This is a genomic window from Dyella sp. AtDHG13 (assembly GCF_003201105.1).
Taxonomy (GTDB): Bacteria; Pseudomonadota; Gammaproteobacteria; order Xanthomonadales; family Rhodanobacteraceae; genus Dyella; species Dyella jiangningensis_B.
This window is the reverse complement of the sequence record NZ_QICJ01000003.1, coordinates 264,120-288,030: the sequence shown is the minus strand read 5'-3', so window position 1 is coordinate 288,030 and position 23,911 is coordinate 264,120. Positions and strand designations below refer to the sequence as shown.

Sequence of the window (23,911 nt, the reverse complement as noted above, 5' to 3'; positions counted from 1 at the left end):
CTGCTGGCCGCGACCGCAGCGGCGAAGGTGATGGCTCCATCTCTCGGGGAGCCGACCCAATGCGACTGTCCGCCATTCCATTCCGCCACCTGGCCGCGCCCGCTGTGCTGATCAGCGCTGCGTTGATCGCCGGCTGCGCAGCCACGGTGCAGTCGCGCGATGCGGCCCAACCGCCAGCAGCCGCTCCCGGCGCTACGGTTTCCGTCGCGGAACCCGCCACTCGTCCTGCCGCGCTTGCGGAGCAGATTCCAACGGTTCGCTACGGTCGGTACACGCTGATCGAGTTGGTACCGGAGCCCGCCCAGCGCGACCTGCTGCGGCAGGTCGTAGAGGTGGTGATTCCCCCGGGCCTCGATGCCACCGTGGGCGACGCAATGGGTCATGTGCTGCGGCGCTCGGGATATCGACTGTGCGACACCGAGGATGCCGCGGCCTTGTACGCGCTACCGCTTCCCGCGGCACATCTGCGGTTGGGGCCGCTGATGCTGCGTGACGCTCTGCTGACGCTTGCTGGGCCTGCATGGGACCTGTCGGTCGATGACGGCGCACGCCGAGTGTGTTTTACGCGCGATGCGGCGACCGATACCAACACCCCCGACGCAGCACGGCGTGCAGCGAGTATCCCGGCTGACTCAGGCCACACCGGCCAAGCCACCACCGAGGAGGGACAGCCATGAGCCTGCCGCAGCATTCACCAGCCGATGGTGCTCCACGGCCGCCCTGGCTGAAGATCGCAGTGGCCGTCTGGCTGGCGTTCGTCAGCGTCATCGCTGTCGTCAACAGTGTGGGCTTGTCGCGCCTCACCGAACAAAGCCAGGCGCACGAGCACGACGCGCAGGCGCAAGCGCTCGCAGCCCGTGTTGGCGATCTTGAACGACAAGCCCAGGCGTCCAGTCGCCAGCCCAAGCCTATGACCCAGGCGGACTTCGAGGCTTCCCGCCACACGCTTGAGGAGCGGTTGGCTCATCTGGAACAAGCGCAGGAAAGCGACTCCCACCGCGAAGACGTACAAGCACTACAGGCGCGCGTTGACAGCCTCGAAGCGAGGCTGAAGAAGACTCCCCCGATCGCGGCGGCAGTGCGCAAGCCGGTCGAACCCGTCAAGGCCAAGGTGCTCGAACCGCCGTTCAGCGTGATCGGCCTGGAACTGCGCGGCGGCGAGCGCTTCGTGTCGATCGCATTGCCCGGCATGCCGGCATTGGCCGATCTACGGCTGTTGCGGGAAGGCGAGTCGCTGGGTGCCTGGCAGTTGCAGACGATCGAGGGTCGAACTGCCGTCTTCCGGGTCGACGGCCAAATTGCGCGAATCGCGCTGCCGTAGGGGCCTTCCATGAACCGAGGTCTTGCGCAGGCGATTGGCATTGCTGTGGCCTTCATCGTCGCGGCTGGGGACGGATTCGCGCAGTCCGTACCCGTGGCGACACCGCGCATGACGCCGAGCCAGATGCAGAACGCTACCGACGCAGGGCTCGACGAGCGCCTGGCGCGCGATTGGGGTTTGCGGCCGGAGGAATGGACTCGCTATCGGCAGGTGATGCAGGGACCGCTTGGCATCTACTCCCCGAGCCTTGATCCATTGACCGCGCTCGGCATCGAGGCCCGCAGCGACGAGGAACGCAACCGCTATGCCGAACTGCAGGTGCAGGCCGAGTCGCGGCGCGTGAGCAAGGAGCTGGCCTACCAACGCGCATACGACGCGGCGTGGCAACGCCTATTTCCCGGTCAGCAGCGTGTGAATCTGCCTGGCGCCCAGGCACCCAGCGCGGGGAACAAGGGTTCTGGACGGTTGGCCGTATTCGTCAAGGCCGACTGCCCGACCTGCGATCAGCGCGTGCGCCAGCTGCAGGCCGCAGGCACCTCCTTCGATCTCTACATGGTCGGCAGCCGTCAGGATGACACGCGCATCCGTCAATGGGCGACGCAGGCCGGCGTCGATCCGGCTCGCGTGCGCGCACGCACCATCACGATCAACCACGATGCCGGGCGATGGCTGTCGTTGGGCGTGCCCGGCGAGCTACCGGCCGTTGTGCGCGAAGTGAATGGCCAATGGCAACGCCAGTAAACGCAATGAGCCCTGCGGCACGGCTGGCGAACGCCGCGTGCGTCGCCGCGTCCCTTTGCTTCTTCCTCGTCTCGAATGCCACGGCGCAGGAAATTCCTCCCCCAGCCTACCAACTGGCTGCTGCGCAGGCGGGTATCCCGCCGCCGGTGCTGTACGCCGTGGCGCTGCAGGAAAGTGGCGCACGCCTGCATGGACGCCTGATTCCCTGGCCGTGGACGCTCAACGTCGCCGGCCAGGCCCAACGCTACGCGACGAAGGCCGAGGCCTGCGCGGGCATTCGCAGGGCCTTGGCACGCACGTCCGCCAGCCGCATCGACGCCGGCCTCGGGCAAGTGAACCTCGGCTTTCATGCGCAGCGCTACGCGCAGCCCTGCGACCTGCTCGACCCGTATCGCAACCTCGCCGTCGCCGCCGACATCCTGCGCGAGCAGCACGAAGCGGGCGAGGACTGGATGGTTGCCATCGGCCGCTACCACCGACCAGCGGGTGGCGAGCCTGCCGCCCGCTATCGCCACAGCGTCCGCCAGCACCTCACCCGCGTGCTGGGGCCGCGCACGGCATTGGGCACGGCGCTGAACACCTCGCGTATCTCGTCCCGGAGCAAGCCATGAAGCGCACCCTGTTCGCCTTCCCTCTGTTCGCCACCACCCTGGCGCTGTTGCCCGCGACCGCCGCGCTGGCCCAGACCAACGCCCCAACGTCCGCGCCGCTGATCGTCGTAGAAGACCGCGGCGGCGTCTCGGCCCTGCCGTACTACCAGGCCCTCAACCCACAGGACGCGGGACCGACGCCACCGGCTGCAGGCGTGCCGGCGCCCCGCGTGAACGACCCTACCGACACCGAAGCGGCCATGCTACCGGTGCGTTCGGCGCGGCTGACGCCGGGTGACGAGCGGCGCCGCGTCATCCGCGCACCGGGCCTGAAGCCGCTGTTCCTGGTTGGCGACGACGACCGTTCGCGGGCCTGGCTGCGCCAACGTCAGGCCGTGCTGACGGACCTGCACGCCGTAGGAATGGTGGTCAACGTCTCAACCCCTGAAGCGCTGGCAGCGTTACGCCGGCTCGCGCCCGGCCTGATGCTCTCGCCGGTGTCGGGCGATGACCTGGCGCAGCGCCTGGGTCTGCAGCACTACCCGGTACTGATCACCGCCACCGGCATCGAGCCGTGACGGGTCGTCCGGTGCAGCGTCCGCCATGGCCCAGCCCCATTCGGTCGAGGTCTTGCTGCGGCCCGCGGTGGAGCTATACACCGTGGCGGTCTGCGCCGGCGCCGCGCTTTTGTGCCTGGTGGCCCCGTGGTCGATCGCGCTGAGTCCGCTGCTCGGCTCGGGTAGCGCGCTCGCGTTCCTCGCCTTCGGCGCCATCCGATGGTGGGATGCCTGGGTGATCCTGCGCTACCGACGCAACATCCGGCGCTTGCCGCGCTACGTGATGACCAGCCGCGACGTGCCGGTCAGCCAGCAGCGGCTGTTCGTCGGGCGGGGCTTCCGCTGGGACCAACGCCACACACATCGGCTGATGCAAACCTACCGGCCCGAGTTCCGCCGCTACGTCGAGCCGACGTTGAGCTACCGGACAGCACGGCGCTTGGAGGAGCGGCTGGAGTTCGCGCCGTACCCGCTGTCGCGGATGGCAAAGGCGCTCGCCTGGGACAGCCCGCTCAACCCGGTGCGGCCGCTGCCGCCGCTCGGTGGCCTGCCGCGGCTGCACGGTATCGAACCAAACGAGGTGGACGTCACCTTGCCCCTGGGCGAGCGGGTCGGCCACTCTCTCGTGCTGGGCACCACGCGCGTGGGCAAGACGCGGCTGGCCGAGTTGTTGATCACGCAGGACATCCGCCGCAAGGTGGGCGGCCAGCACGAGGTGGTCATCGTCTTCGACCCGAAGGGCGACGCCGACCTCTTGAAGCGCATGTACGTGGAGGCCAAGCGCGCCGGGCGCGAAGGCGAGTTCTACGTCTTCCACCTGGGCTGGCCGGACATCTCGGCCCGTTACAACGCCGTGGGTCGCTTCGGCCGCATCAGCGAAGTCGCCACCCGCATCGCCGGCCAGCTCTCCGGCGAAGGCAACAGCGCCGCGTTCCGCGAATTCGCCTGGCGCTTCGTGAACATCATAGCCCGCGCGCTGGTGGAGCTGGGACAGCGCCCCGACTACCTGCTGATCCAGCGCCACGTCATCAACATCGACGCGCTGTTCATCGAGTATGCGCAGCACTTCTTCGCCAAGAACGATCCCAAGGCCTGGGACGTGATCGTGCAACTCGAGGCCAAGCTGAACGACAAGAACACACCGCGCAACATGATCGGGCGCGAGAAGCGCGTGGTGGCGCTGGAGCAGTACCTCTCCCAGGTGCGCGTCTACGACCCGGTGCTCGATGGCCTGCGCAGCGCCGTGCGCTACGACCGCACCTACTTCGACAAGATCGTTGCGTCGCTGCTGCCGCTGCTGGAAAAGCTCACGACGGGCAAGATCGCGCAGCTGCTCGCCCCGGACTATGCGGACCTGAACGATCCACGCCCGATCTTCGACTGGATGCAGATCATCCGCAAACGCGCGGTGGTCTACGTTGGCCTCGATGCGCTGTCGGATGCAGAAGTCGCCGCCGCGGTCGGCAACTCGATGTTCAGCGATCTCGTCTCGGTCGCGGGGCACATCTACAAGTTCGGCATTGACGACGGCCTGCCGGGCGCGGCGGCAGGCACCAAGGTGCCGATCAATGTCCACGCGGACGAATTCAACGAGCTCATGGGCGACGAGTTCATCCCCATGATCAACAAGGGCGGGGGTGCGGGTGTCCAGGTCACGGCCTATACGCAGACGCTCTCCGACATCGAGGCGCGCATCGGCAATCGCGCGAAGGCGGGTCAAGTCATCGGGAACTTCAACAACCTGTTCATGCTGCGCGTGCGCGAGACCGCCACCGCCGAACTGCTCACGCGGCAACTGCCCAAGGTCGAGGTCTACGCCACCTCGCTGATGAGCGGTGCCACTGACAGTTCCGACCCGACCGGCCCCACGGCGTTCACGTCGAACACGCAGGACCGCATTACGTCGACCAGCGTGCCGCTGATCGAGCCGGCCCACGTCGTCGCGCTGCCGAAGGGCCAGTGCTTTGCGCTTCTCGAAGGCGGCACCCTCTGGAAGGTGCGCATGCCGTTGCCGGCGGCCGATCCCGACGAGGTCATGCCCAAGGATCTGCAGGAGTTGGCCGGCTACATGCGTCAGCACTACGTCGAGGCCGGCGACTGGTGGGAGAACCAGGGCCTGCCCGGGCTGCAGGACAGCGCGCTGCCGGCCGACCTGGTGGATGACTTCAAGCGCATGGCCGCCGAGACTGCGGAGGCCGAGGCATGAACGACCCCGCCGTTGCCGCGCAGCGCCAGCAGGTTCGCCAGCAGGGGCTGATCGCCGGTCTGGTCACGCTGCCGTTCCGCTTCTTCGGCGTGCTGTGCGGCTCGCTGCTGCTGTGCATCGTCATCGAGTGCATCGGCATGCACTTCTTCTGGCCCGAGCAGGGCTGGCATCACGCGCAGGCCATGCTCCACGACGAGCTCGCCCACGTGTCGGAGCACTTCGCGCGCAGCGCGCTCGTGCAGGAGCCGGGGCGCAGCGCACGCTGGCTCATCGAGCACGCCTACGACTGGATGTTCGTCAAGAGCGGCCTGCTCGACTGGATACGCGACGCGGCCGCGCAGTCGCGCGCGGGCGCCGGCAACACGGCCCACGACTTTCGCTACTACCTCGGCCAGGTCTACGTCCACGTCGAGAGCTACCTGATCGCGTCCGCCTACACGGTGCTCGTGTTCCTCGTGCGGCTGCTGGTGCTGACCTTGACGCTGCCGCTGTTCCTGATGACCGCCTTTGTTGGCTTCGTCGATGGCCTGGTGCGCCGCGACGTGCGCCGCTTCGGCGCCGGGCGCGAATCCGGGTTCCTCTACCACCGCGCGCGGGCCACGCTGATGCCGCTGGCCGTGCTGCCCTGGGTCACGTACCTGGCGCTGCCGGTCAGCGTGCATCCGCTGCTGATCCTGCTGCCCAGCGCCGCGCTGCTCGGTGTTGCGGTGGACGTCGCGTCGGCCACGTTCAAGAAGTACCTCTAGCGCGCTGTTGCCGAATTGGCGCCCAGCGCCGTAAAGCGGTCGCCGCCCGATGCCGATTGATTGCGGCGCTGGAAGGGCCGCGATCCGAGCATGAAGCCATCCGCATCCCCGGAGAACGGCTTCATGAACACTTCCCGCAGTCTCATGCGCATCCTGCGTCCCGGCGCCGTGCTGCTGTGCGTCTGCCTCGGGACGGTGCAAGCCTTTGCGGCGGACGCACCCACGACTGCGAACACGGCCGTCGTGTCGAGCGCGGCGATCACACCGAGCACGGGAGATGGCAGCACCGAGCGCGAGGCACTTGCCGGGCTGGCTCGACAACTTGATCTGCTCGATCGCCTCGCCGCGCACGCCGCCGCAACGGCGCCGCAAGAGCGCACCCGCTACCACTTCGACTACGCCCGCCTGCGCGAGGACGTGCAGCGCGTGCGTGCCGGCGTGCAGGACTACCTCGTGCCGCAACGCGCCCAGCCCCGCGACCCTGTGCCGCTGGCCAGCGACTACACGCGCAGCCGCGACACGGACGGCAAGGAGGCGCCATGACGCCATCCGCCGATCAGGTCGCGGCCTTCCAGGCTAACGGCGGCTTCACGCCTTCGACCGTCTCCACCGTCGCCCTGGGCTTCGTCTTCGCCGTCCTCCTGCTGTGGGGCGTGTGGGCGATGCGTACCGCCTACGTCGGCTGGGCCGATCGGCGTCTTTCCCAACGCCAGTTTCTCGGCGTCATCGTGCGCTTCGTCGCGATGTACCTGGTGCTGGGCTTCTTCCTCCTGTCCTGACCACCACGAAAGGTATTCCGCCATGAACACGTCTTCTTCCGTTGCACCCGGCACCTCCGCTGTGACATCCGATGTCGCGGCCGCTTCCGCGCCGGCATCGTCGTTGCTCTCGCGCCGCGCTGCTGCTCTCGCGCCGCTGGCCGCGCTCGCCGCACTCGCCGCGCCGCGGCCGTCTCGTGCCGCGGGCCTTCCCACGATGGAAGACCCGTCGCGCGGCACGGGCAGCGGCATCATGCAGACGCTCCAAAACTATGGCTATGACATTGTCGTCCTGGTGTCGCTCTTGGTCGTGGCCTCGATGTTCATCGGGGTCTGCTACCACGCCTACACGCGGTACTCGGAGATCCATACCGGCCGCGCGACTTGGGGGCAGTTCGGCCTGACGGTCGCCGTCGGCGCCATCCTGCTCGTGGTCGGCATCTGGCTGCTGACCAAGGCCACCGGCGTCCTGTAAGCGCACCGCGATGGCCGGCCATGCCGAAAGCCTGCAGGACGCTGCCCACGGCGGCCCGCGCGATGGGCTCGTGAGCTTCCTGCCGCATCGCCTCAACCGCGATCCGGTGGTCGTGCGCGGGCTCACCGCCGACGAGCTGTGGGTCTGCGCCGGCCTGTCGGCGGCAGCCGGCTTCATGGCCGGCCTGCCGCTGGCCTGGCTCACGCGCAGCATCGCCATGGTGCCCACGTTGATCGTCCTGGGCATCGGCGTCGGCGTCTTCGTGGGAGGCGGCCTGCTGCGCCGCTACAAGCGCGGGCGCCCCGACACTTGGCTGTACCGGCAACTGCAATGGCGGCTCGCGCTGCGCTACCCGGCGCTGGCCGCGCATGTGGGCGGCGGCCAGCTCATCACCCGCTCGGGCTGGTGGAGCACGCGGCGCCTACTGACCAACCGGCGATCTCCTGCGTTTCGACTGATCCAGCGTTCTTCGCGGGGTGCCGCATGAGTCGTTTCAAGAACGAGGTGGTGCACCTGCAGGCCCACGTCCGCACCTTGCGCCAGGGCGCCGTCGCGCTGCTGGTCATCGCGCTGCTCCTGGGCATGGGCTGGTGGAACGCACCCAAGCGCCTGACCATCCACGTGCCCCCGGACCTGCGCTCAGGCAGCACGCGCCCGTGGTGGGAGGTGCCGCCCGAAAGCGTCTATGCCTTCTCGTTCTACATCTGGCAGCAGGTGCAGCGCTGGCCGACCAATGGCGAGGAGGATTACCCGCGCAATTTGCGCTCCTTGTCGCCCTACCTCACGCCGAGCTGCCGGGCTTTCCTGCAGCAGGACTACGAGTACCGGCGCGGCAATGGCGAGCTGAGGCAGCGGGTTCGCGGCATCTATGAGATTCCGGGGCGCGGCTATGGCGACGACCCGACCACGCGTGTGCAGGTGCTGTCAACGCGCGACTGGATCGTCACGCTGGACGTGAGCGCTGACGAATACCTCGGCTCGGAACAGGTCAAGCGCGCGCTGGTGCGCTACGCGCTCAAGGTCGTGCGCATGGACATCGACCCGGAGCACAACCCGTTCGGCTTGGCCCTGGACTGCTACGCGAACGCGCCGCAGCGCATCGAGGCGCCGACGACGGCACCGGCCGCTTCGCCGGCCAATCCATCGACCGCGCTGCCGATGGTGCCGGCCAAGTCTGGCGGTGCCGCCAATCCGGCCAACTTCGCCACCCCCACCAATCCCGGCAATCCCGCATCCGCCTCGCAGGGAGACACCCCATGAAGCGCACCGTGCTGCCGGCCCTGGCCGGCATCCTCTTGTTTCTTGCGTTCGCGCCCGCGCGCGCCGTCGAAATCCTGCGCTGGGAGCGCTTGCCGCTCGCGGTGCCGCTGGTGGTGAACCAGGAACGCGTGGTCTTCATCGACCGCAACGTGCGCGTCGGCGTGCCGCCTTCGGTAGGCGAGAGCCTGCGCGTGCAGAGCGCGGGCGGTGCGATCTACCTGCGCGCGACCCAGCCGATCCCGCCCACGCGGCTGCAACTGCAGGACGTGGATTCTGGCGCGCTGATCCTGCTCGACATCGCCGCAGAGCCGGCCAAGGCGGGCCAGGCTGCGCTGGAGCCGGTGCGCATCGTCGACGGCGAGACAGCGGCCGTGCGCTACGGCGAGCAAGCCGCCTCGGTCGCCAAGACCGATGACGAGGAGTCACCCGACAACGCTGCGTCCCGCGCCCGCCGGCGCGAGACGCCGGTGGCCGTCGTGCTCACGCGCTACGCCGCGCAGAACCTGTACGCGCCGCTGCGCACCGTTGAGCCTGTCGCCGGCATCGCTCGCGTGAACCTGCGCCGCGAGCTCGCGCTGGACACGCTGCTGCCGACGCTGCCGGTGCGCGCCCGCGCGCTGGCCGCCTGGCGGCTCGAAGACCAGTGGGTGACGGCGGTGGGCCTCGTCAACACCACGGCCCGCGCGCTGGAACTCGACCCGCGTGCCCTGCAGGGCGACTTCGTGGCGGCCACCTTCCAGCATGCGAGCCTGGGACCGGCCGGGCAATCGACCGACACGACGGTCGTCTACCTCGTCACTCGCGGGCACGGCCTGGCCGATTCGCTGTTGCCCAAGATCAGCCGCATCGACGCTACCGTGAACCTGCCCGCCGCCGGTGCGGCAGGTGCCGCCGGTGCACCCCGCGCAGCGCAAGGAGCCGGCGATGAAAAGTAATCCGCTCCTGAAGTGGCTGCTGATCCCGATGGCGCTGCTCCTGCTGTTCGCCGGCATCAAGCTGTTCTCGGGTGATCGCAGTGGCAAGCCCGCGCCGGCCGGTGCCGCCACCCAGCTCACGCCCGAGGAGATGAAGGCACTCGGCATCGAGGGCGATACGCCCCGCGATACCGTCGCCACTCTGGTCGCTCAGGTCAAGCAACTGCGCAACGAGCTGCAGACCGCGCTCACCGACAACAAGAACCAGAAGACCGAGAACGAGCGCATGCGCGCCCGCGAGAGCGCGATCGATCAGCGCATCCAGACCGCGCTGGACGGCGAGCGCGGTCGCATCCAGCAAGACCGCGACCAGGTGGCCAACGACCGCCAGCAGACCCAGGGCCTGCTGCAAGATCTGCAAAAGCGCCTCGACGGACTCTCCAGCAAGAGCAGTCAGGCCGATCTGCCCGTGGGTCTCGGTCTGGAAGACGGCGACGGCAAGAACTTCGGTAGTGGCCAGGGCGCGGGCAATCGCGGCAGCACCAGTGGCACGGCAGGCACACGCTGGGTGGAACCGGATGACGCGAAGCCGCAGGCCAAGAACGGCAGCGCGGCCAGCAGCCCGAGCTTTCCCACCAGCTTCGGCCCGGCGCAGAAAACCCTGTCGAATGCCGCCGACACCGTGGCGGATGCCGGTACGCAGGCGGCAGGCGCGGTGCGCAGCTCGACCCGGCCGGTCTACACGGTACCCACGAATGCGACCCTCATGGGCTCGATCGCCATGACCGCGCTGATCGGCCGCGTGCCGGTCGACGGCACGGTGCACGACGCCTTTCCGTTCAAGGTGCTGATCGGCCCCGACAACCTCACGGCCAACGGCATCGACATTCCCGACGTGGCCGGCGCCGTGGTCAGCGGCACGGCCTCGGGTGACTGGACGCTCTCGTGCGTGCGCGGAAACATCCGCTCCGTCACGTTCGTCTTCAACGATGGCACCGTCCGCACCATGCCCGACGACAGCAAGCTCGGGCAGGACGGCAGTCAAACCGGTGGCGGCACGAACAGCGGCAGCAACGGCGGTGGCAGCACCGGCTCCACGCAAGGCGGCCTGGGCTGGATCAGCGATCCCTATGGCATCCCCTGCGTCAGCGGCGAGCGGCGCAGCAATGCGCAGCAATACCTGGGCAGCCAGGCACTGATCACCGCTGCGGGGGCCGGCGCGGCGTCGCTCATCAAGTCCGACAACGGCAGCGTGGCCGTAGTCGCCAACAGCAACGGTTCGCTCGGCACCGTCGGCATCAGCGGCAACGAGGCCATGGGCCGCATCCTGGCGGGTGGCGTGCAGGAGATGTCGCAGTGGGTCAACAAGCTCTACGGCCAGGCCTTCGCCGCGGTGTATGTGCAGCCCGGCGCCAAGGTCGCCGTGCACCTGGAGCGTCCGCTTCTCATCGACTACGACGCCAAGGGGCGCCGGGTCAATCACACCCTCGGAGGCACCCATGCGTCGGATCTGGATTGAAGCTGTGGCGACCGTGCTCACCATCGCAGTGCTGGGTGGCTGCGCGACGAGCAAGGAAAAACTGCTGCCCCATGGCGACAGCACGATGTTTGACATCTGGCAGCAGGAGACGGGCGGCGGCAGTAGCGCAGGCGGCGCGGTCGGCGGGCAGGCCGCACGCCAGCTGCTCGATGCGCGCCAAAGCCTGCGGCGCCCGCTGACCGACGCCGACACCCGTGCGACGCCCGCGGGCAACGCCGCGTACACGCGCACGGCGAGCAACGAGATTTACCGCCAGTTCCGGCGTCTGCCCAATCCCGATCTCGTCATGTACGTGTTCCCGCACCTGGCCGGCACCGATCCCGTGCCGGTTCCAGGCTACAGCACCGTTTTCCCGCTGTACCAGCGCGTGCAGTACGCAATGCCGGGCGAGCGGCTGGAGGACTACTGATGGCCTGGTTGCCATGGCCGCGCAAGGCGGTGTCGCCTGATTTCGTCTCGACCCTGCCGGTGGAAGCCCCCGACGAGGATCGCGACGACTGCGACGCCTGGGAGCGACACGTAGAGAGGCTGGCCGACGCCGGCATTCCCGAGCCGGGTCGCGCGCGGCCGCACGGCACAGCGACCGAGGCCGACCACCAGCGGCTCTACGACGTCGCGCCCGCGTTCGCAGACCTGCTGCCCTGGGTCGAATACCTGCCCGGCTCCAAGAGCATGCTGCTCGAAGACGGTCAGTCCGTGGCGGCTTTTTTCGAGCTGGCGCCGGTAGGCACCGAAGGCCGCGAGATGGCCTGGCTGTGGCGGGCACGCGATGCACTGGAGAACGCGCTGCAGGATTCGTTCGACGAGCTGGATGACCACCCCTGGATTGTGCAGCTCTACGCCCAGGACGAATCGACCTGGGACCACTACCTGCGCACCCTGGGGGACTACGTGCGCCCGCGCGCGCAGGGGAGTGCCTTCACCGAGTTCTATCTGAAGTTTTTCGCGCACCACCTGCGCGCCATCGCCAAGCCCGGAGGCCTGTTCGAGGACACGACGGTCACGCGTCTGCCGTGGCGCGGCCAAGTGCGGCGTGTACGCATGGTGGTCTACCGGCGCTCGCCCAACGCTGCAACAGCCCGCCGCGGCCAGTCCCCGGAGCAGGCCCTCGCCACGATCTGCGACCGGCTCGCCGGCGGCCTGGCGAACGCGGGCGTGAAGGCCAGGCGCCTGGCCGCAGCCGACGTCCACGACTGGCTACTGCGCTGGTTCAACCCGCATCCGACGCTGCTCGGACCCGGCGCCGAGGACCGCGAGCGCTTCTATGCGCTCACGCGCTATCCCGATGAAGCGGAAGCAGGCGGGAGCGACGCTGAGGTAGAACTGGCGGGCGGCGACTTCGCGCAGCGCCTGTTCTTCGGCCGGCCGCGCTCCGACGTGGACAGTGGCACCTGGTCCTTCGACGGCATGCCGCACCGGGTCGTCGTGATGGATCGGCTGCGCATGCCGCCAGCGACCGGCCACCTCACCGGCGAGACGCGCAAGGGTGGCGATGCGGTCAATGCCCTGTTCGACCAGATGCCCGAGGACACCATCCTCTGCCTCACGGTCGTCGCCACGCCGCAGGACGTGCTCGAAGCGCACCTGAACCACCTGGCCCGGAAGTCGGTCGGCGAGACGCTGGCTTCGGAGCAGACTCGCCAAGACGTGCAGCAGGCGCGCGGCCTGATCGGCTCGGCGCACAAGCTCTATCGCGGCGCGCTGGCGTTCTACCTGCGCGGCCGCGACCTCGACGAGCTCGATGCACGCGGCCTGCAACTGGTCAACGTCATGCTCAACGCCGGCCTGCAGCCGGTGCGCGAGGAAGACGAGGTGGCGCCGCTCAACAGCTACCTGCGCTGGCTGCCCTGCGTGTTCGACCCCGCACTCGACAAACGGCAGTGGTACACGCAACTGATGTTCGCGCAGCATGCCGCGAACCTCGCGCCTGTGTGGGGCCGCAGCCAGGGCACGGGCCATCCGGGCATCACGTTCTTCAACCGCGGCGGGGGGCCGATCACCTTCGATCCGCTGAACCGCCTCGACCGGCAGATGAACGCACACCTGTTCCTGTTCGGCCCCACCGGCTCGGGCAAGTCGGCCACGCTGAACAACATCCTGAACCAGGTCACGGCGATCTACCGGCCGCGCATGTTCATCGTGGAAGCCGGCAACAGCTTCGGCCTGTTCGGCGACTTCGCCGCACGCCTGGGCCTGAAGGTGCATCGTGTCAAGCTCGCGCCCGGCGCGGGCGTAAGCCTCGCGCCGTTCGCCGATGCGCATCGCCTCGTCGAGACACCGAGCCAGGTGCAGACACTCGACGCCGACGACCTGGACGAGGACCGCGACGAGAAGGCTCAGGCTGCGGACGCGGACGAGCAGCGCGACGTGCTGGGTGAACTGGAAATCACCGCGCGCCTGATGATCACCGGCGGCGAAGACAAGGAAGAAGCGCGCATGACGCGTGCCGACCGCAGTCTGATCCGCCAGTGCATCCTCGACGCAGCCCAGCGCTGCGTCAGCGAGAAGCGCACCGTGCTCACGCGCGACGTGCGCGATGCGCTGCGCGAGCGCGCCCGCGACGCCACGCTGCCGGAAGCGCGTCGCGCGCGACTGCTGGAAATGGCCGATGCCATGGATATGTTCTGCCAGGGCGTGGACGGCCAGATGTTCGATCGGCCCGGCACGCCCTGGCCCGAGGCCGACATCACCATCGTCGACCTGGCGACCTTCGCGCGCGAGGGCTACAACGCGCAGTTGTCGATCGCGTACATCAGCCTCATCAACACGGTCAACAACATCGCCGAGCGCGACCAGTTCCTGGGCCGGCCGATCATCAACGTCACGGACGAAGGCCACATCATCACCAAGAACCCGCTGCTTGCGCCCTACGTCGTCAAGATCACCAAGATGTGGCGCAAGCTCGGCGCGTGGTACTGGCTGGCGACGCAGAACATCGACGACCTGCCCAAGGCGGCCGAGCCGATGCTGAACATGATCGAGTGGTGGATTTGCCTGTCCATGCCGCCCGATGAGGTCGAGAAGATCGCGCGCTTCCGCGAGCTGAACCCGGCGCAGAAGGCCTTGATGCTCTCGGCGCGCAAGCAGGCCGGCAGTTTCAGCGAGGGCGTGATCCTTTCCAAAAGCATGGAAGTGCTGTTCCGCGCGGTGCCACCCAGCCTGTACCTTGCGCTCGCGCAAACCGAGCCGGAGGAGAAGGCCGAGCGCTTCCAGTTGATGCGCCAGCACGGCATCGGCGAACTGGATGCGGCCTTCAAGGTGGCCGAGAAGATCGACCGCGCCCGCGGCATCGAGCCTTTGGCGCTCGATGCGCTGACCTGAAGGAGATCGACATGCGCTGGCCTCGTCTCGATCGTTCCCGCGTCGTCCTGGCCGGGCTCGCGGCATTGGCGCTGCTCATCGTCGTCGTGGTCTGGGCGATGCTGCGTCCGGATACTTCGCCCAGCGCCGACCCCGCTGCGACGACGCTGCCCGTCGGGATGCTCGGCGGGGTCAAGCCCGATACGCTGCTCAACGCGCGGCCAGCCGCGCCGATGCCGGCCGGCCCGCCCTGGCGCTACGGCCGCTCGGATGCGCGTTTCACGGTCATCGAATACGCCGACCTTGAATGCCCGTTCTGCCGCGCGTACTTCACGGTGCTCAAGCGCTGGATCGACGCGCATCCCGACGTGGCTTGGCAGTGGCACCACCTGCCGCTGGCGATGCACGAACCAGCGGCGTCCACCGAGGCCCGCCTGGTCGAATGCGTCGGCCTGCACGGCGGCCAGGCGGCGTTCTGGCAGGCCGTCGAATGGGTCTACGCCCACACCCGCGGCGACGGCCAGGGCCTCCCCGAAGGCTTGCGTTATCCCGGCCTCACGCCAGCCGCGCAGCAGTGCGTGGACGGCGCGGCGGCCGACGCGGCGATCCGCGCGCAGGCCGCCGAAGCCGCCCAGCAGCAGATTGCCGCCACACCCACGTTGCGCCTGCAAGACCGCCAGTCCGATAAGACGCTGCTCTTGCGCGGACCTGTCGAAGGTGACGCCTTGCTGTCGGCCATCGACCTAGTAGCCGCGGGGGGCGCCGACGCCGCCCCATCGAAGGAAATGCCTGCCGAGTCCCCCGGCGACATGCCCAGGTAGCCGACGATCTTCAAGGCTACGCCGCGGATGCGTCCGCGCTGATCGCCCCGTTCGCTTTGCATCCCTGGCTGCGAACAACCACCGCGCCCGCGGTGGTGGATGCCGCTTGTTCTCGCTCGTGCTTCTTCATCTCGTCCCGGAGGGTCCACCCCCCGGGGCCGGGACCTCCCAACTTCACCCCTTGGAGGTTCGCTATGTCCTGCATCGTCGCCGACTCCCGCGCGGAGTCACTGTCCCTCATCGCCGCCCAGCACGAAGACTGGATCGTCCGGCAAGCCATCACCTTGCTGGAGCAGCGTCTCTTCAAGGCCGGTCCCTGCCTGTCGGGTCCCGCCGCCGTGCGCGACTACCTGCACCTGAAGCTCGTCGGAGAGCCCAACGAGATGTTCGCCGTCATCTTCATGGATGGCGGCCACCGTGTCCTGTCCTTCGAGCCGCTGTTCAGAGGCACGATCGACACGGCCTCGATCTATCCGCGGGTGGTGGTCCAGCGCGCGCTGGCGCTGAACGCCGCGGCACTGGTCTTTGCCCACCAGCATCCCAGCGGGGTGACCCAGCCCTCGCGCGCCGACGAGGCGATCACGCAAACGCTCAAGACTGCACTCGCGCTAGTCGACGTGCGCGTGCTGGATCACTTCATCGTGGGCGAGGGGCCGCCGTACTCCTTCGCCGATCACGGCCTGCTGTAGCCGCGGGCCTCGATCCGTTCCCGACTCTCTCCCTTCTTCAACCCGCGCGGGTAGTCCAGGCCCGTGCGGACCTGTGGCGCCTGCGCATTTCTTCCCAGGAGCTTTGCCATGCAACCCAAGATCCATGTTGTCGAAGGCGTGTCGTTCGTCGCCACGCCCTACCGCGCCGGCACCTTCATCCGTGAAGACGTGTTCTGGCGCCAGTTCACCATCACCTGCTGCGGAGAGGTCGAGTACCCGGAAGACGATCCGGTCTACGGCACCTGGTGGGCGCCTTGCAAGCTCGCGCTCGGCCAGCGCGGCCTCATCGAAGATGCGATGGCGATGGCCGCCGCGTGCGTGGCCAACGACGAGTTCGAGCTGAACTTTGACTCCGACGCGCTGGGCTTCCGGCCGGAGCTGGTCCTCGTGCATGACGAACTCGGCCGTCTGGTGCTCGCCGGCCAGGTCTGGGCTACGGCCATCCGTTGGTGCGAGCCCGTCCTCTCCGACGACGACATCGCCGCCGTTGCCAAGCAGGTCGAATACCTCCGCGTCGAGGCGGCCTTCGAGGCGGGCTGGGACAACCATTGCACGGCCGCCGGGCTCCGCCTGCAGGCGCGCGTCCTGGCCGGCCGGGTCGTCGATCCGTTCTGGCGCAAGCACGCGCTGCGCGCCGTGCAGGCTGCGGCCGCGATCCACTGATCCCCGCGGGAGCTTCGGCTCCCGCTTTTCTTTGGTCGTTGGCCGAGGCAAAGCGGGGCATCGCTCGTGCGCTTTGTTTGTCGCGGCCGGGCTCGTGTTGGCGTTCGATGGAGCCTTCGATCGACTCCGAGGACGCCTGGCATGACGGCTCCCTTCTTCATCGCTTCGCGGTTGGGGCGAACCCTTCGCACGAGCATGGCGCTGCTCGCGGCCCTCACCGCGCTGACGACGTTCAGCGCCGTGGCAATGGCCGCAGACGTGCTCGTCGTGACCGACCGCAGCCATCCGGTGCAGTCCGTGGCCGGAGCACGCCTCGTCGAGCTGGACCTGCCGGCGCGCATCGAGGCTGAACTGGCGGCCGACCTGCCCGCCGATCCAGCGCGCGCCGCCGCCATCGTGCAGCAGCGTCTGCGCGACGGCGGCCCCGAGCTGCAGCGACGCATCGCTCGCGCCTACCAGGACGTGACCGATGCCTGGGGCCTGGGCATCGCCGCGCTGCCGGCCGTGGTGGTCGATCGCCGCTACGTGGTCTACGGAGACGCGGATGTGGCCCGCGCCGTGGCACGCATCGACACGTTCCGGAGGTCCACACCATGAGCCGCCTGTCGTTGCGGTTGCCGCAGGCCTGCTCGCGCCGTGCGCGCCTGGGCCTTGCCTCGGTGCTGCTGGCCGGTGCCGCATCGTCGTTCGCGCTGGACACCGCCACGATCGTGGCCTCGACCGTCTCGCCTGACTGCCTGGCCTACCGCGTCGTCGGCATCTGCTACTGGCTGTTCTGCACGCCCTTCGGCTGCTCGGTGCGCACGTCCACCAAGGTGCGGCACTACGTGCCCGATGCCGTGGTATCGAGCTACTCGAACACGGGTGCGAACCCGTGGGTCGAGGTGCGCGCGATGAGCATGCCCAACTCCACGGCGAAGGCAGGCGGCGACGGCACGACGAACCACGACAACGAGAACAACCTCGCCAAGTTCAAGAACGCGGACGTGATCGGCCACCCTGGTGGCTACGCCTTCAGCCAGTTCGCCAGCGCGTCGGGCTACACCTGCCAGGGGGCGGGTACGGCCTTCATGCCGTACCTGCTCAGCACGCTGGACACGCTGGCCTGGCGCTACAACATCCCGGAGCTGGTCTACCCGGAAGCCCTCGTTCCCGGCATGCGCGAGATCGGCGCGCGCACGACGCTGAACCTGTGGGGCAACGTCTACGCACGTGGCGGCTTCCTTCACCAGACCGATGACTACAAGAGCGGGGCGGTGGTCGCGCAGCGCGCGGGCGACGTGGTGACCCGCCGCATGCAGCCCCACGTGTACCAGCCCTTGCTCGCCACCGCCAGCGACGGCTACTGGCCCGCCGGTGCGCTGATGGAGAGCGATGCCTCGACCGGCAAGTGGCAAGAGCTGACCCCAACGCTCTCGACCACGTGCGCGGTCTTTCCGAACAGCAACGTGCACGTGCAGGCCCAGCAGGGCGACTACGCCTTCGCGCTGTGGCGGCCCTACGCCTGCTGCCAGCGCCGCGGCCAGGTGTTCCTCGGTAGCGTCGATTTCCAGTGAGGTGATCCGATGAAAGCAGCTCTTTTCCGTTTCCTTCGACGCGCCAGGCCGCACGCACTGTCGATCACGCTCGGCTGCGCCGTCACAGCAGCCGTGGGCGTGGCCTGGGCGCAAACCCGCATCGACCCGAACAGCGTGAGCGTCAGCGGCAGCGTGATCGGCGACGACGTGCTCTACAGCGTGGGCGGTGGCCGCGCCGTCTCCATGAGCGGCGCCGGAAACATGCAGAGCATCGGCGTCGGGATCGGGTGGAACAGCAACCTGATCTGCGGAAACATGAGCATCACGACGACGCTCCAGAATCAACTCAATGGCCTGACCAATGGCTTCCAGGCCATCATGTCGTCGGTCATTCAGAACGCCACGGCCGCGGTGGCGTCGCTGCCGGCGCTGATCATCCAGCGCGCCGATCCGGGTCTCTACAACCTGCTGACCAACGGTGTGCTGCAGGCACGGCTGGATTTCGATCGCTCGAAGATGACCTGCCGCGCCATCGCCAACCGTATGGCAGACATGGCCGGCGGTCAAACCAGTTGGGACCAGCTGTCCGAAGGCATTGCGATGCGCGATGCGGTCAGCGCGAACGGCGACGGCGTGGCTTCCGTCGAGCAGGCCGAGTCCAACAAGGGCAACAACGGTGTGCCCTGGGTCGGGGGCGCCAGCGCGGGTGGTGCGAGCCAGAGCTCGATCAAGGTGGTGGGCGACGTCACCCGCGCCGGCTACAACCTGCTGAACAGCCGCAGCGTCAGCGATACCTCGTCGATCCCGCGCGCCAGCTGCGGCAATCGCCTGACCTGCCAGACCTGGAGCTCTCCCGACGATGCCGCCGCCTTTGCGACGCGCGTGCTCGGCGAACGCGAGCAGCGCACCTGCGAGTCCTGCACCAAGACGCAGACCACGCCGGGCGTGGGCCTGACGCCGGTCATCCAGGAGGAGTACGAGACCAAGCTGCAGGCGCTGCAAGACCTGGTGACGGGCGCGAAGCCCACGACGGTGGCGAACCTGGAAGCGGCCGGCAGCAACTCGCTGCCGATCACGCGCGGCGTCATCGAGGCGCTGCGCGACGAGCCCGACCAGGACCTGCTCGGCAAGCGCCTGGCTTCGGAGGCGGCGCTGTCGTCCGTGCTGGAGAAGGCCCTGCTGTTGCAGCGCACGCTGCTGACCGGCAAGAAGGAACCCAACGTCGCGGCCAACGACCTCGCCGTGAAGGCGGTCGATCAGGAGAACGGCGCGCTGGAGCAGGAGATCAACAACCTCAAGACCGAGCTCGAACTGCGGCGCGCACTCGCGGGCAACTCCGCGATGGCGATCGTCCAGCGCCACAACACGCGGGCCGGCGGCTCGCGGGGCATCTTCGAGGGCGACACCACGCGCGACCGGCTCAAGGAAGTGCAGAAGCCGCGGAGCCACTGATGGCCGGCATCGGATGGCGCTGGCTGCGGCCAGCCTGGTTGTTCAACCGCCGCGTCGGCCTCGGGCTGCTGTGGGCGCTGCTGGTCGCAGGCATTGCGGTGGCGATCAACGTCATCGGCATCGGCGTCGTCGGCAGCGTCGCGGGCTGGGAGCGCTGGCTGAGCGCGCACTCGCTGCACTTCCTGGTCTGGCGGCTGCTGCTGTACGCCGCCACGGCGGTTGGGTGGCGGTGGATGCGTGCTCGCCTGCATGAGCGCGAGCCAGAGCCCGAGGCCGGCCAGCGCCTGCGACGCGCGGAGGTGGCCGCCGTCGTCGCGGTCGTGCTGCTCGAAGCCAGCCAACTGCTGCGCGCGAATTGAAGAACGGGGAGAACGTCATGACGCTCTACACCACGGACTATCTCGAGTATTACCTCACCCTCGTGGGCTGGGTGGTCAACAACGGCATCTGGAACATCCTCGTGGCCTCGGGGGTATTCGCGTTGCCCTTCGGCGCCATCGTGATCCACGAGTGGCTGCGCGCACGCGCCGAGGGCGCGGACGAGGGCAACAAGGGTGTGCTGTCGTCCATGCGCATCGAGAACCGCGTGTGGGTGGCGATCTTCGTCATCATGTTCGCCGGCATCCCCTTCATCCCCGTCGACCTAAGCACGATCAAGTTCGACACCACGCGCTCGGCGCAATGCCAGGTCAACGTGCCTCAGCCCGCCGACACAGGCTGGGCGAACGTCTACACGACTTTGAACAATCAGAGCGCGCTGCTGCCGGTGTGGTGGTTCTTCATGCACGCCATCTCCAAGGCCGTGACCGGCGCCGCGGTGGCGGCCATTCCCTGCGGGACAGACCTACGGCAGATCCGCATGGACGTGGACGCCACGCGCATCAACGACCCGGTGCTCGCGCAGGAGGTCGGCGACTTCGTGCATGACTGCTATGGCCCGTCGCGCGCCAAACTGTTCATGAACCGGCCCACGCTGTCGGATGACCAGATGAACGACGTCACCTGGATCGGGTCGAGCTACTTCCAGAGCAATGCAGGCTTCTACGACACCTACCATTCGAGCACGCCGCGCACGGCCTGGCCTTATGACGCGACGCGCGATGCGGGCCTCGCCCAGGTGGACAGCGGAGGGGGCTACCCGACGTGTCGGCAGTGGTGGTCGGACGGCAGCAGCGGGCTGCGCGCGCGCCTGCTGGCTCAGGTCGATCCCGATCTGTTGACGCGCCTGGGGCGCTGGGCGGGCTTCCTGTCGCAGAACGAGGTCAACGACTCGGTGGTCCGCGCGGTGGTTTCGCCGAAGCAGCAGAAGATGAACCAGGGTTCCGTCTACACGGATTACGGCGGCCAGATTGAGAAATCCCTGCCCAACGTCGTAACGCGCGGCGCGGGGGACCTCGGGCTGGCCGTCGGGTCGATCGGGTTCTTCCCGGCGATGGACGTGGTTCGCCAGGCGCTGCCGATGGTGCTGTCGCTGCTGAAGATGGCGCTGGTGATCTGCATCCCGCTGGTGCTGCTGTTCGGCACCTACGAGCTCAAAGCCGTCATCACCGTGAGCTGCGTCGAGTTCGCGTTGTTCTTCGTGGACTTCTGGTTCCAGCTCGGGCGCTGGTTGGACAGCACGATCTTGGATGCGCTCTACGGCTGGGGCTTCGGAGCGAACCGGCCCCACACCAACTTCGACCCGCTGATCGGGCTGAACAACGCCTTCGGAGACATGCTGCTCAACTTCGTGCTGGCGGCGATGTTCATCGTTCTGCCGACCTTCTGGGTGACCGCGCTCGGATGGGTGGGGGTGCGCGCCGGCAACGCCATTCAAGGCTTGGCCTCCGGCACACGCGATGCTCAAGCAGCGGGAGGCAAAGGCGCAGGGGTTGCGCTCAAGGCCGCGAAATAGTTGCTTCTACGGCTGTTCGTCTTCAGGGTCGTGTGGGTCGATGCGGTGCTCGTCTGACGTGTAGAGGCCGTAGCCCGCCGACCCGTAGCGCCATTCCGTTGGGTTGGACGCCTCGTCCTCGTCGTCCTGATTTCTTGCGATCAGGACGACCAGCACCACGGCGACCAACAGAGTCACCCAGAAAGCTGCGTAGAGCAGCATGGCGAGGACTGCGAGTTGTCCCACCCACAAGATGACGCGCGTGAAGGCGGCAGGTATTCCACGAGCACTGAGGGCGGCTGCGGTACGTGTTTCTTGGCGTCGGTAGCCGCGCCAGGCGCGGCCAGCCGCCCGGCCCAGCCGGCCGCTCCAATGTGCGTTGTGCGAGTTGGTACTCATGTTGCACCTCCGTTCGACAGGGATACCCCACCCGAGCTGTGGTTTAGCTCGCCCCCCGCCGCGAGTTCGTCGCAGACGGGCTGCGTGGGTAGCCTGGCGTCATGTTGATTAGATTTTGCTTCAAAAGTAAAGCCATATGCTATTTTTACGACTCCACCTACAGGGTGGCAACATGCTTGATTGGATTTTGTGCTATTTTTATAGCATGGATGGAAAATCTCGTCACCAAGTAATCAAGAAGCTGCAGGCGGAGCTACCGCGCGGGGCGCCGTTCGATCTGGCCACCCTCGGCCGGTTTCAGGTATCGCCCCAGCTCGCGGCCCACTATGCCGACGGGGGCTGGCTCGTGCGCTTGGCGCAGGGCGTCTACGCTTTCCCCAATGACGAGTTTGGCGTCTACGGGGCACTCAAGTTCCTGCAGCGGCGGGTGCCCGGATTGCATGTCGGCGGCAAGAGTGCCCTGGCGCTGCAGGGCGTCAGGCACAACCTGGGCAGCCGGGACACCCTCGTTCTGTGGGGCGACAGCCGCTACGCGCTACCGGCCTGGTTCACCTCCCGCTTTCCAGCCCGCTACGTCCACGCCCACCTGTTCGAGTGGCCAGACACGTCACTGGCCAGCAAGACCTTGATGACACCTCCGGGCAGTCCCGAGGAGCTAAAGGTGGCGGTTTCGGAGCGGGCCGTTCTGGAGCTGCTTTACGAAGCCGGCACGAAACAAAGTCTGGAAGAGGCGCGCAATCTCTTCGACGGCTTGCGCAGCCCTCGCAAGGACATGCTCGGACAGCTGCTGTCCTGTTGCACCAGCGTGAAGGCAGTGCGCTTGTTCCTCACTTGGGCGCGCGAGACCAACTTCGTGGACGTGGATGCGCTGCTGGCGCACCACTCGGTCCGCAGCGGTAGTTCAACACGTTGGATGAGCCGAATGGACGACGGAACCTTGTTGAGCCTGAAACCTCATGGATAAAGCCTACGCCGACACGGTTCGTCTGCTGCTGTCCGTCGCGCCAGACGTGTTCGCAAGCGACGTCTTCGCCATGAAGGGTGGCACGGCTATCAACCTATTCGTGCAGGACATGCCGCGGCTGTCGGTGGATATCGATGTCGTGTACCTGCCTTGGCAGACCCCACGGGACGAAGCGCTGCAGGCGATCAATCAGGAGCTGGCGGCCATCGCCACCCGTGTCGCACCGCTGGGTGTGCAGACTCGCCTGGTTCGCTCCAAGGACTTGGGAGACACCAAGCTGATCGTCGAGAACGACTCCAGCCAGGTCAAGGTGGAGGTCAACGTCGTGTTTCGCGGTAGCGTCCTCCCGACCGAGCGACGGCCGCTAAGCAGTCGAAGCAGCGACCTGTTCGGCGTTGAATTCGAGTTGCCGATGCTGGCAAGAGACGAGTTGTACGCCAGCAAATTGGTCGCCGCGCTGGACCGGCAGCATCCGCGCGACCTGTTCGACGTATGGCAACTCTACGAATCGGGAGGCATCAGCGATGGCATGGTCGAGTGCTTCGTGGTGTACCTCGCAGGACACAACAGGCCGCCCCATGAAGTGCTATTTGGCAACGACAAGGACGTCGCGGCCGAGTATGAGCGGGCCTTTGTCGGCATGACTGAGGTGGACAGCTCGCTGGACACGCTCCTGCAAGCACGCAGGCAGTTGCGAAGCGAATTGCCGCAGCGACTGACGGCTGCGCAGCGGCAATTCCTGACCGGCCTGGTGCGAGCGGAACCCGACTGGTCCTTGCTGCACTGTCAGCATGCGGCGCAACTACCCGCTCTGCGCTGGAAGCTCAGCAACCTAGAAACCTTCCGGCAGCGCCGACCAGAAGACTTCACGAAACAGGCGGAGATCCTCGAAGGGCTCTTGGGCAAGACTTGACACGCCCCGAAGTTGCCGCTCCGAGGGGTATTCGCTAGAATGGATCACAGGAGATGGCATACCTCCTCTAACCGCCCTCCGAAGGGCTGATGATGCCTACCAAGCTCAACGTGAGCGCGGTAGGCATTTTTCTTTCCGGTTCGACCAATGCCCACCCGCTCCATGTTCTGAAGGAGCCGGAAGTGAACGAA

28 protein-coding genes and 1 riboswitch are annotated in these 23,911 nt (G+C 67.5%); of the genes, 26 read left to right on the top strand and 2 right to left on the bottom strand.

The features are described 5' to 3' along the window. Positions 1–59: 59 nt before the first annotated feature. The 7 genes from BDW41_RS07345 to BDW41_RS07315 are packed head-to-tail and all read left to right on the top strand — an operon-like array spanning position 60 to position 6,161. Entirely contained in the window at positions 60–677 is a 618-nt protein-coding gene (locus BDW41_RS07345) for a PilL N-terminal domain-containing protein (protein ID WP_074546005.1), read from the top strand. Beyond that, positions 674–1,321, top strand: coding sequence for a hypothetical protein (locus tag BDW41_RS07340; RefSeq protein WP_074546007.1), 648 nt, complete (start codon positions 674–676; stop codon positions 1,319–1,321). The genes BDW41_RS07345 and BDW41_RS07340 overlap by 4 nt, the downstream gene beginning before the upstream one ends. 9 nt (positions 1,322–1,330) lie before the next feature. After that, complete coding sequence (locus BDW41_RS07335; RefSeq protein ID WP_074546009.1) at positions 1,331–2,062, top strand: TIGR03759 family integrating conjugative element protein; 732 nt, start codon at positions 1,331–1,333, stop codon at positions 2,060–2,062. A 5-nt stretch (positions 2,063–2,067) separates the two neighbouring features. Beyond that, positions 2,068–2,673 (top strand): transglycosylase SLT domain-containing protein, encoded by a 606-nt coding sequence (locus tag BDW41_RS07330; protein WP_074546010.1) that lies wholly within the window; start codon positions 2,068–2,070, stop codon positions 2,671–2,673. Beyond that, on the top strand, positions 2,670–3,230 hold the full coding sequence (locus BDW41_RS07325) for an integrating conjugative element protein (RefSeq protein ID WP_074546012.1): 561 nt from the start codon (positions 2,670–2,672) through the stop codon (positions 3,228–3,230). The genes BDW41_RS07330 and BDW41_RS07325 overlap by 4 nt, the downstream gene beginning before the upstream one ends. A gap of 25 nt (positions 3,231–3,255) precedes the next feature. Continuing rightward, complete coding sequence (traD, locus tag BDW41_RS07320) at positions 3,256–5,415, top strand: type IV conjugative transfer system coupling protein TraD (RefSeq protein WP_074546014.1); 2,160 nt, start codon at positions 3,256–3,258, stop codon at positions 5,413–5,415. Further along, positions 5,412–6,161: a TIGR03747 family integrating conjugative element membrane protein gene (locus BDW41_RS07315; RefSeq protein WP_074546016.1), complete on the top strand. Its 750-nt coding sequence runs from the start codon at positions 5,412–5,414 to the stop codon at positions 6,159–6,161. The genes traD and BDW41_RS07315 overlap by 4 nt, the downstream gene beginning before the upstream one ends. On the opposite strand, the gene BDW41_RS23855 is transcribed toward BDW41_RS07315, so the two are convergent. After that, positions 6,158–6,286: a hypothetical protein gene (locus tag BDW41_RS23855; protein ID WP_255412963.1), complete on the bottom strand. Its 129-nt coding sequence runs from the start codon at positions 6,284–6,286 to the stop codon at positions 6,158–6,160. The genes BDW41_RS07315 and BDW41_RS23855 overlap by 4 nt on opposite strands. Between BDW41_RS23855 and BDW41_RS07310 the strand changes: the two genes are divergently transcribed. From BDW41_RS07310 to BDW41_RS07225, 17 genes are all read left to right on the top strand, one after another. Further along, a complete protein-coding gene (locus tag BDW41_RS07310; protein WP_083337457.1) occupies positions 6,285–6,704 on the top strand; it encodes an RAQPRD family integrative conjugative element protein in 420 nt (139 codons plus the stop codon). The genes BDW41_RS23855 and BDW41_RS07310 overlap by 2 nt on opposite strands. Next, positions 6,701–6,940, top strand: a complete 240-nt coding sequence (locus BDW41_RS07305; protein ID WP_074546018.1) for a TIGR03758 family integrating conjugative element protein — start codon at positions 6,701–6,703, stop codon at positions 6,938–6,940. The genes BDW41_RS07310 and BDW41_RS07305 overlap by 4 nt, the downstream gene beginning before the upstream one ends. A gap of 22 nt (positions 6,941–6,962) precedes the next feature. Next, positions 6,963–7,394 carry a TIGR03745 family integrating conjugative element membrane protein gene (locus BDW41_RS07300; RefSeq protein ID WP_083337458.1) on the top strand — a complete coding sequence of 144 codons (432 nt, stop codon included), beginning with the start codon at positions 6,963–6,965 and terminating at the stop codon, positions 7,392–7,394. A gap of 10 nt (positions 7,395–7,404) precedes the next feature. After that, the gene (locus BDW41_RS07295) at positions 7,405–7,881 is read left to right on the top strand and encodes a TIGR03750 family conjugal transfer protein (RefSeq protein WP_074546020.1); all 477 of its coding nucleotides are present in this window, start codon (positions 7,405–7,407) and stop codon (positions 7,879–7,881) included. After that, entirely contained in the window at positions 7,878–8,654 is a 777-nt protein-coding gene (locus BDW41_RS07290; RefSeq protein ID WP_074546023.1) for a PFL_4703 family integrating conjugative element protein, read from the top strand. Before BDW41_RS07295 ends, BDW41_RS07290 begins: the two co-directional genes overlap by 4 nt. Further along, on the top strand, positions 8,651–9,589 hold the full coding sequence (locus tag BDW41_RS07285; RefSeq protein WP_074546025.1) for a TIGR03749 family integrating conjugative element protein: 939 nt from the start codon (positions 8,651–8,653) through the stop codon (positions 9,587–9,589). The genes BDW41_RS07290 and BDW41_RS07285 overlap by 4 nt, the downstream gene beginning before the upstream one ends. After that, on the top strand, positions 9,579–11,087 hold the full coding sequence (locus tag BDW41_RS07280) for a TIGR03752 family integrating conjugative element protein (protein ID WP_074546027.1): 1,509 nt from the start codon (positions 9,579–9,581) through the stop codon (positions 11,085–11,087). The genes BDW41_RS07285 and BDW41_RS07280 overlap by 11 nt, the downstream gene beginning before the upstream one ends. Then, positions 11,068–11,517, top strand: coding sequence for a TIGR03751 family conjugal transfer lipoprotein (locus tag BDW41_RS07275; RefSeq protein WP_074546029.1), 450 nt, complete (start codon positions 11,068–11,070; stop codon positions 11,515–11,517). The genes BDW41_RS07280 and BDW41_RS07275 overlap by 20 nt, the downstream gene beginning before the upstream one ends. Then, positions 11,517–14,429, top strand: coding sequence for a conjugative transfer ATPase (locus BDW41_RS07270; protein ID WP_074546031.1), 2,913 nt, complete (start codon positions 11,517–11,519; stop codon positions 14,427–14,429). The genes BDW41_RS07275 and BDW41_RS07270 overlap by 1 nt, the downstream gene beginning before the upstream one ends. An 11-nt stretch (positions 14,430–14,440) precedes the next feature. Continuing rightward, positions 14,441–15,229 (top strand): DsbA family protein, encoded by a 789-nt coding sequence (locus BDW41_RS07265; protein ID WP_074546034.1) that lies wholly within the window; start codon positions 14,441–14,443, stop codon positions 15,227–15,229. A gap of 194 nt (positions 15,230–15,423) precedes the next feature. Then, positions 15,424–15,918 (top strand): JAB domain-containing protein, encoded by a 495-nt coding sequence (locus BDW41_RS07255; protein WP_074546036.1) that lies wholly within the window; start codon positions 15,424–15,426, stop codon positions 15,916–15,918. A 108-nt stretch (positions 15,919–16,026) separates the two neighbouring features. After that, positions 16,027–16,602: a hypothetical protein gene (locus BDW41_RS07250; RefSeq protein WP_074546038.1), complete on the top strand. Its 576-nt coding sequence runs from the start codon at positions 16,027–16,029 to the stop codon at positions 16,600–16,602. A gap of 195 nt (positions 16,603–16,797) precedes the next feature. Then, positions 16,798–17,199, top strand: coding sequence for a TIGR03757 family integrating conjugative element protein (locus BDW41_RS07245; RefSeq protein WP_199535303.1), 402 nt, complete (start codon positions 16,798–16,800; stop codon positions 17,197–17,199). A 5-nt stretch (positions 17,200–17,204) separates the two neighbouring features. Then, positions 17,205–18,158 (top strand): TIGR03756 family integrating conjugative element protein, encoded by a 954-nt coding sequence (locus BDW41_RS07240; RefSeq protein WP_074546386.1) that lies wholly within the window; start codon positions 17,205–17,207, stop codon positions 18,156–18,158. Positions 18,159–18,167: 9 nt separating this feature from the next. Then, on the top strand, positions 18,168–19,571 hold the full coding sequence (locus BDW41_RS07235; protein ID WP_074546042.1) for an integrating conjugative element protein: 1,404 nt from the start codon (positions 18,168–18,170) through the stop codon (positions 19,569–19,571). Beyond that, positions 19,571–19,930 (top strand): hypothetical protein, encoded by a 360-nt coding sequence (locus BDW41_RS07230; RefSeq protein WP_074546044.1) that lies wholly within the window; start codon positions 19,571–19,573, stop codon positions 19,928–19,930. Before BDW41_RS07235 ends, BDW41_RS07230 begins: the two co-directional genes overlap by 1 nt. 17 nt (positions 19,931–19,947) lie before the next feature. After that, positions 19,948–21,465 (top strand): conjugal transfer protein TraG N-terminal domain-containing protein, encoded by a 1,518-nt coding sequence (locus BDW41_RS07225; protein WP_074546046.1) that lies wholly within the window; start codon positions 19,948–19,950, stop codon positions 21,463–21,465. Positions 21,466–21,471: 6 nt separating this feature from the next. Here BDW41_RS07225 and BDW41_RS07220 read toward each other — a convergent pair whose 3' ends face one another. Further along, positions 21,472–21,843, bottom strand: a complete 372-nt coding sequence (locus BDW41_RS07220; RefSeq protein ID WP_074546048.1) for a DUF3742 family protein — start codon at positions 21,841–21,843, stop codon at positions 21,472–21,474. 205 nt (positions 21,844–22,048) lie between these two features. On the opposite strand from BDW41_RS07220, the gene BDW41_RS07215 reads away from it, so the two are divergent. Together BDW41_RS07215 and BDW41_RS07210 are read left to right on the top strand one after the other, a co-directional pair. Next, entirely contained in the window at positions 22,049–22,807 is a 759-nt protein-coding gene (locus tag BDW41_RS07215; protein WP_074546387.1) for a type IV toxin-antitoxin system AbiEi family antitoxin domain-containing protein, read from the top strand. Continuing rightward, positions 22,800–23,720 (top strand): nucleotidyl transferase AbiEii/AbiGii toxin family protein, encoded by a 921-nt coding sequence (locus tag BDW41_RS07210; protein WP_074546051.1) that lies wholly within the window; start codon positions 22,800–22,802, stop codon positions 23,718–23,720. Before BDW41_RS07215 ends, BDW41_RS07210 begins: the two co-directional genes overlap by 8 nt. A 40-nt stretch (positions 23,721–23,760) precedes the next feature. Beyond that, positions 23,761–23,826: riboswitch (Fluoride riboswitch) on the top strand. Positions 23,827–23,911 lie beyond the last annotated feature (85 nt).

Excerpts from the sequence above, each read along its gene's own strand:
- BDW41_RS23855 (WP_255412963.1), bottom strand. The coding sequence starts at position 6,286 with ATGAAGCCGTTCTCCGGGGATGCGGATGGCTTCATGCTCGGATCGCGG.
- BDW41_RS07305 (WP_074546018.1), top strand. The coding sequence starts at position 6,701 with ATGACGCCATCCGCCGATCAGGTCGCGGCCTTCCAGGCTAACGGCGGC.
- BDW41_RS07285 (WP_074546025.1), top strand. The coding sequence starts at position 8,651 with ATGAAGCGCACCGTGCTGCCGGCCCTGGCCGGCATCCTCTTGTTTCTT.
- BDW41_RS07300 (WP_083337458.1), top strand. The coding sequence starts at position 6,963 with ATGAACACGTCTTCTTCCGTTGCACCCGGCACCTCCGCTGTGACATCC.
- BDW41_RS07245 (WP_199535303.1), top strand. The coding sequence starts at position 16,798 with ATGGCGCTGCTCGCGGCCCTCACCGCGCTGACGACGTTCAGCGCCGTG.
- BDW41_RS07345 (WP_074546005.1), top strand. The coding sequence starts at position 60 with ATGCGACTGTCCGCCATTCCATTCCGCCACCTGGCCGCGCCCGCTGTG.
- BDW41_RS07215 (WP_074546387.1), top strand. The coding sequence starts at position 22,049 with ATGGATGGAAAATCTCGTCACCAAGTAATCAAGAAGCTGCAGGCGGAG.
- BDW41_RS07335 (WP_074546009.1), top strand. The coding sequence starts at position 1,331 with ATGAACCGAGGTCTTGCGCAGGCGATTGGCATTGCTGTGGCCTTCATC.
- BDW41_RS07290 (WP_074546023.1), top strand. The coding sequence starts at position 7,878 with ATGAGTCGTTTCAAGAACGAGGTGGTGCACCTGCAGGCCCACGTCCGC.
- BDW41_RS07330 (WP_074546010.1), top strand. The coding sequence starts at position 2,068 with ATGAGCCCTGCGGCACGGCTGGCGAACGCCGCGTGCGTCGCCGCGTCC.
- BDW41_RS07270 (WP_074546031.1), top strand. The coding sequence starts at position 11,517 with ATGGCCTGGTTGCCATGGCCGCGCAAGGCGGTGTCGCCTGATTTCGTC.
- BDW41_RS07315 (WP_074546016.1), top strand. The coding sequence starts at position 5,412 with ATGAACGACCCCGCCGTTGCCGCGCAGCGCCAGCAGGTTCGCCAGCAG.
- BDW41_RS07280 (WP_074546027.1), top strand. The coding sequence starts at position 9,579 with ATGAAAAGTAATCCGCTCCTGAAGTGGCTGCTGATCCCGATGGCGCTG.
- BDW41_RS07295 (WP_074546020.1), top strand. The coding sequence starts at position 7,405 with ATGGCCGGCCATGCCGAAAGCCTGCAGGACGCTGCCCACGGCGGCCCG.
- BDW41_RS07235 (WP_074546042.1), top strand. The coding sequence starts at position 18,168 with ATGAAAGCAGCTCTTTTCCGTTTCCTTCGACGCGCCAGGCCGCACGCA.
- BDW41_RS07275 (WP_074546029.1), top strand. The coding sequence starts at position 11,068 with ATGCGTCGGATCTGGATTGAAGCTGTGGCGACCGTGCTCACCATCGCA.
- BDW41_RS07210 (WP_074546051.1), top strand. The coding sequence starts at position 22,800 with ATGGATAAAGCCTACGCCGACACGGTTCGTCTGCTGCTGTCCGTCGCG.
- BDW41_RS07325 (WP_074546012.1), top strand. The coding sequence starts at position 2,670 with ATGAAGCGCACCCTGTTCGCCTTCCCTCTGTTCGCCACCACCCTGGCG.
- BDW41_RS07340 (WP_074546007.1), top strand. The coding sequence starts at position 674 with ATGAGCCTGCCGCAGCATTCACCAGCCGATGGTGCTCCACGGCCGCCC.
- BDW41_RS07230 (WP_074546044.1), top strand. The coding sequence starts at position 19,571 with ATGGCCGGCATCGGATGGCGCTGGCTGCGGCCAGCCTGGTTGTTCAAC.
- BDW41_RS07225 (WP_074546046.1), top strand. The coding sequence starts at position 19,948 with ATGACGCTCTACACCACGGACTATCTCGAGTATTACCTCACCCTCGTG.
- BDW41_RS07255 (WP_074546036.1), top strand. The coding sequence starts at position 15,424 with ATGTCCTGCATCGTCGCCGACTCCCGCGCGGAGTCACTGTCCCTCATC.
- BDW41_RS07220 (WP_074546048.1), bottom strand. The coding sequence starts at position 21,843 with ATGAGTACCAACTCGCACAACGCACATTGGAGCGGCCGGCTGGGCCGG.
- BDW41_RS07250 (WP_074546038.1), top strand. The coding sequence starts at position 16,027 with ATGCAACCCAAGATCCATGTTGTCGAAGGCGTGTCGTTCGTCGCCACG.
- BDW41_RS07265 (WP_074546034.1), top strand. The coding sequence starts at position 14,441 with ATGCGCTGGCCTCGTCTCGATCGTTCCCGCGTCGTCCTGGCCGGGCTC.
- BDW41_RS07310 (WP_083337457.1), top strand. The coding sequence starts at position 6,285 with ATGAACACTTCCCGCAGTCTCATGCGCATCCTGCGTCCCGGCGCCGTG.
- traD (WP_074546014.1), top strand. The coding sequence starts at position 3,256 with ATGGCCCAGCCCCATTCGGTCGAGGTCTTGCTGCGGCCCGCGGTGGAG.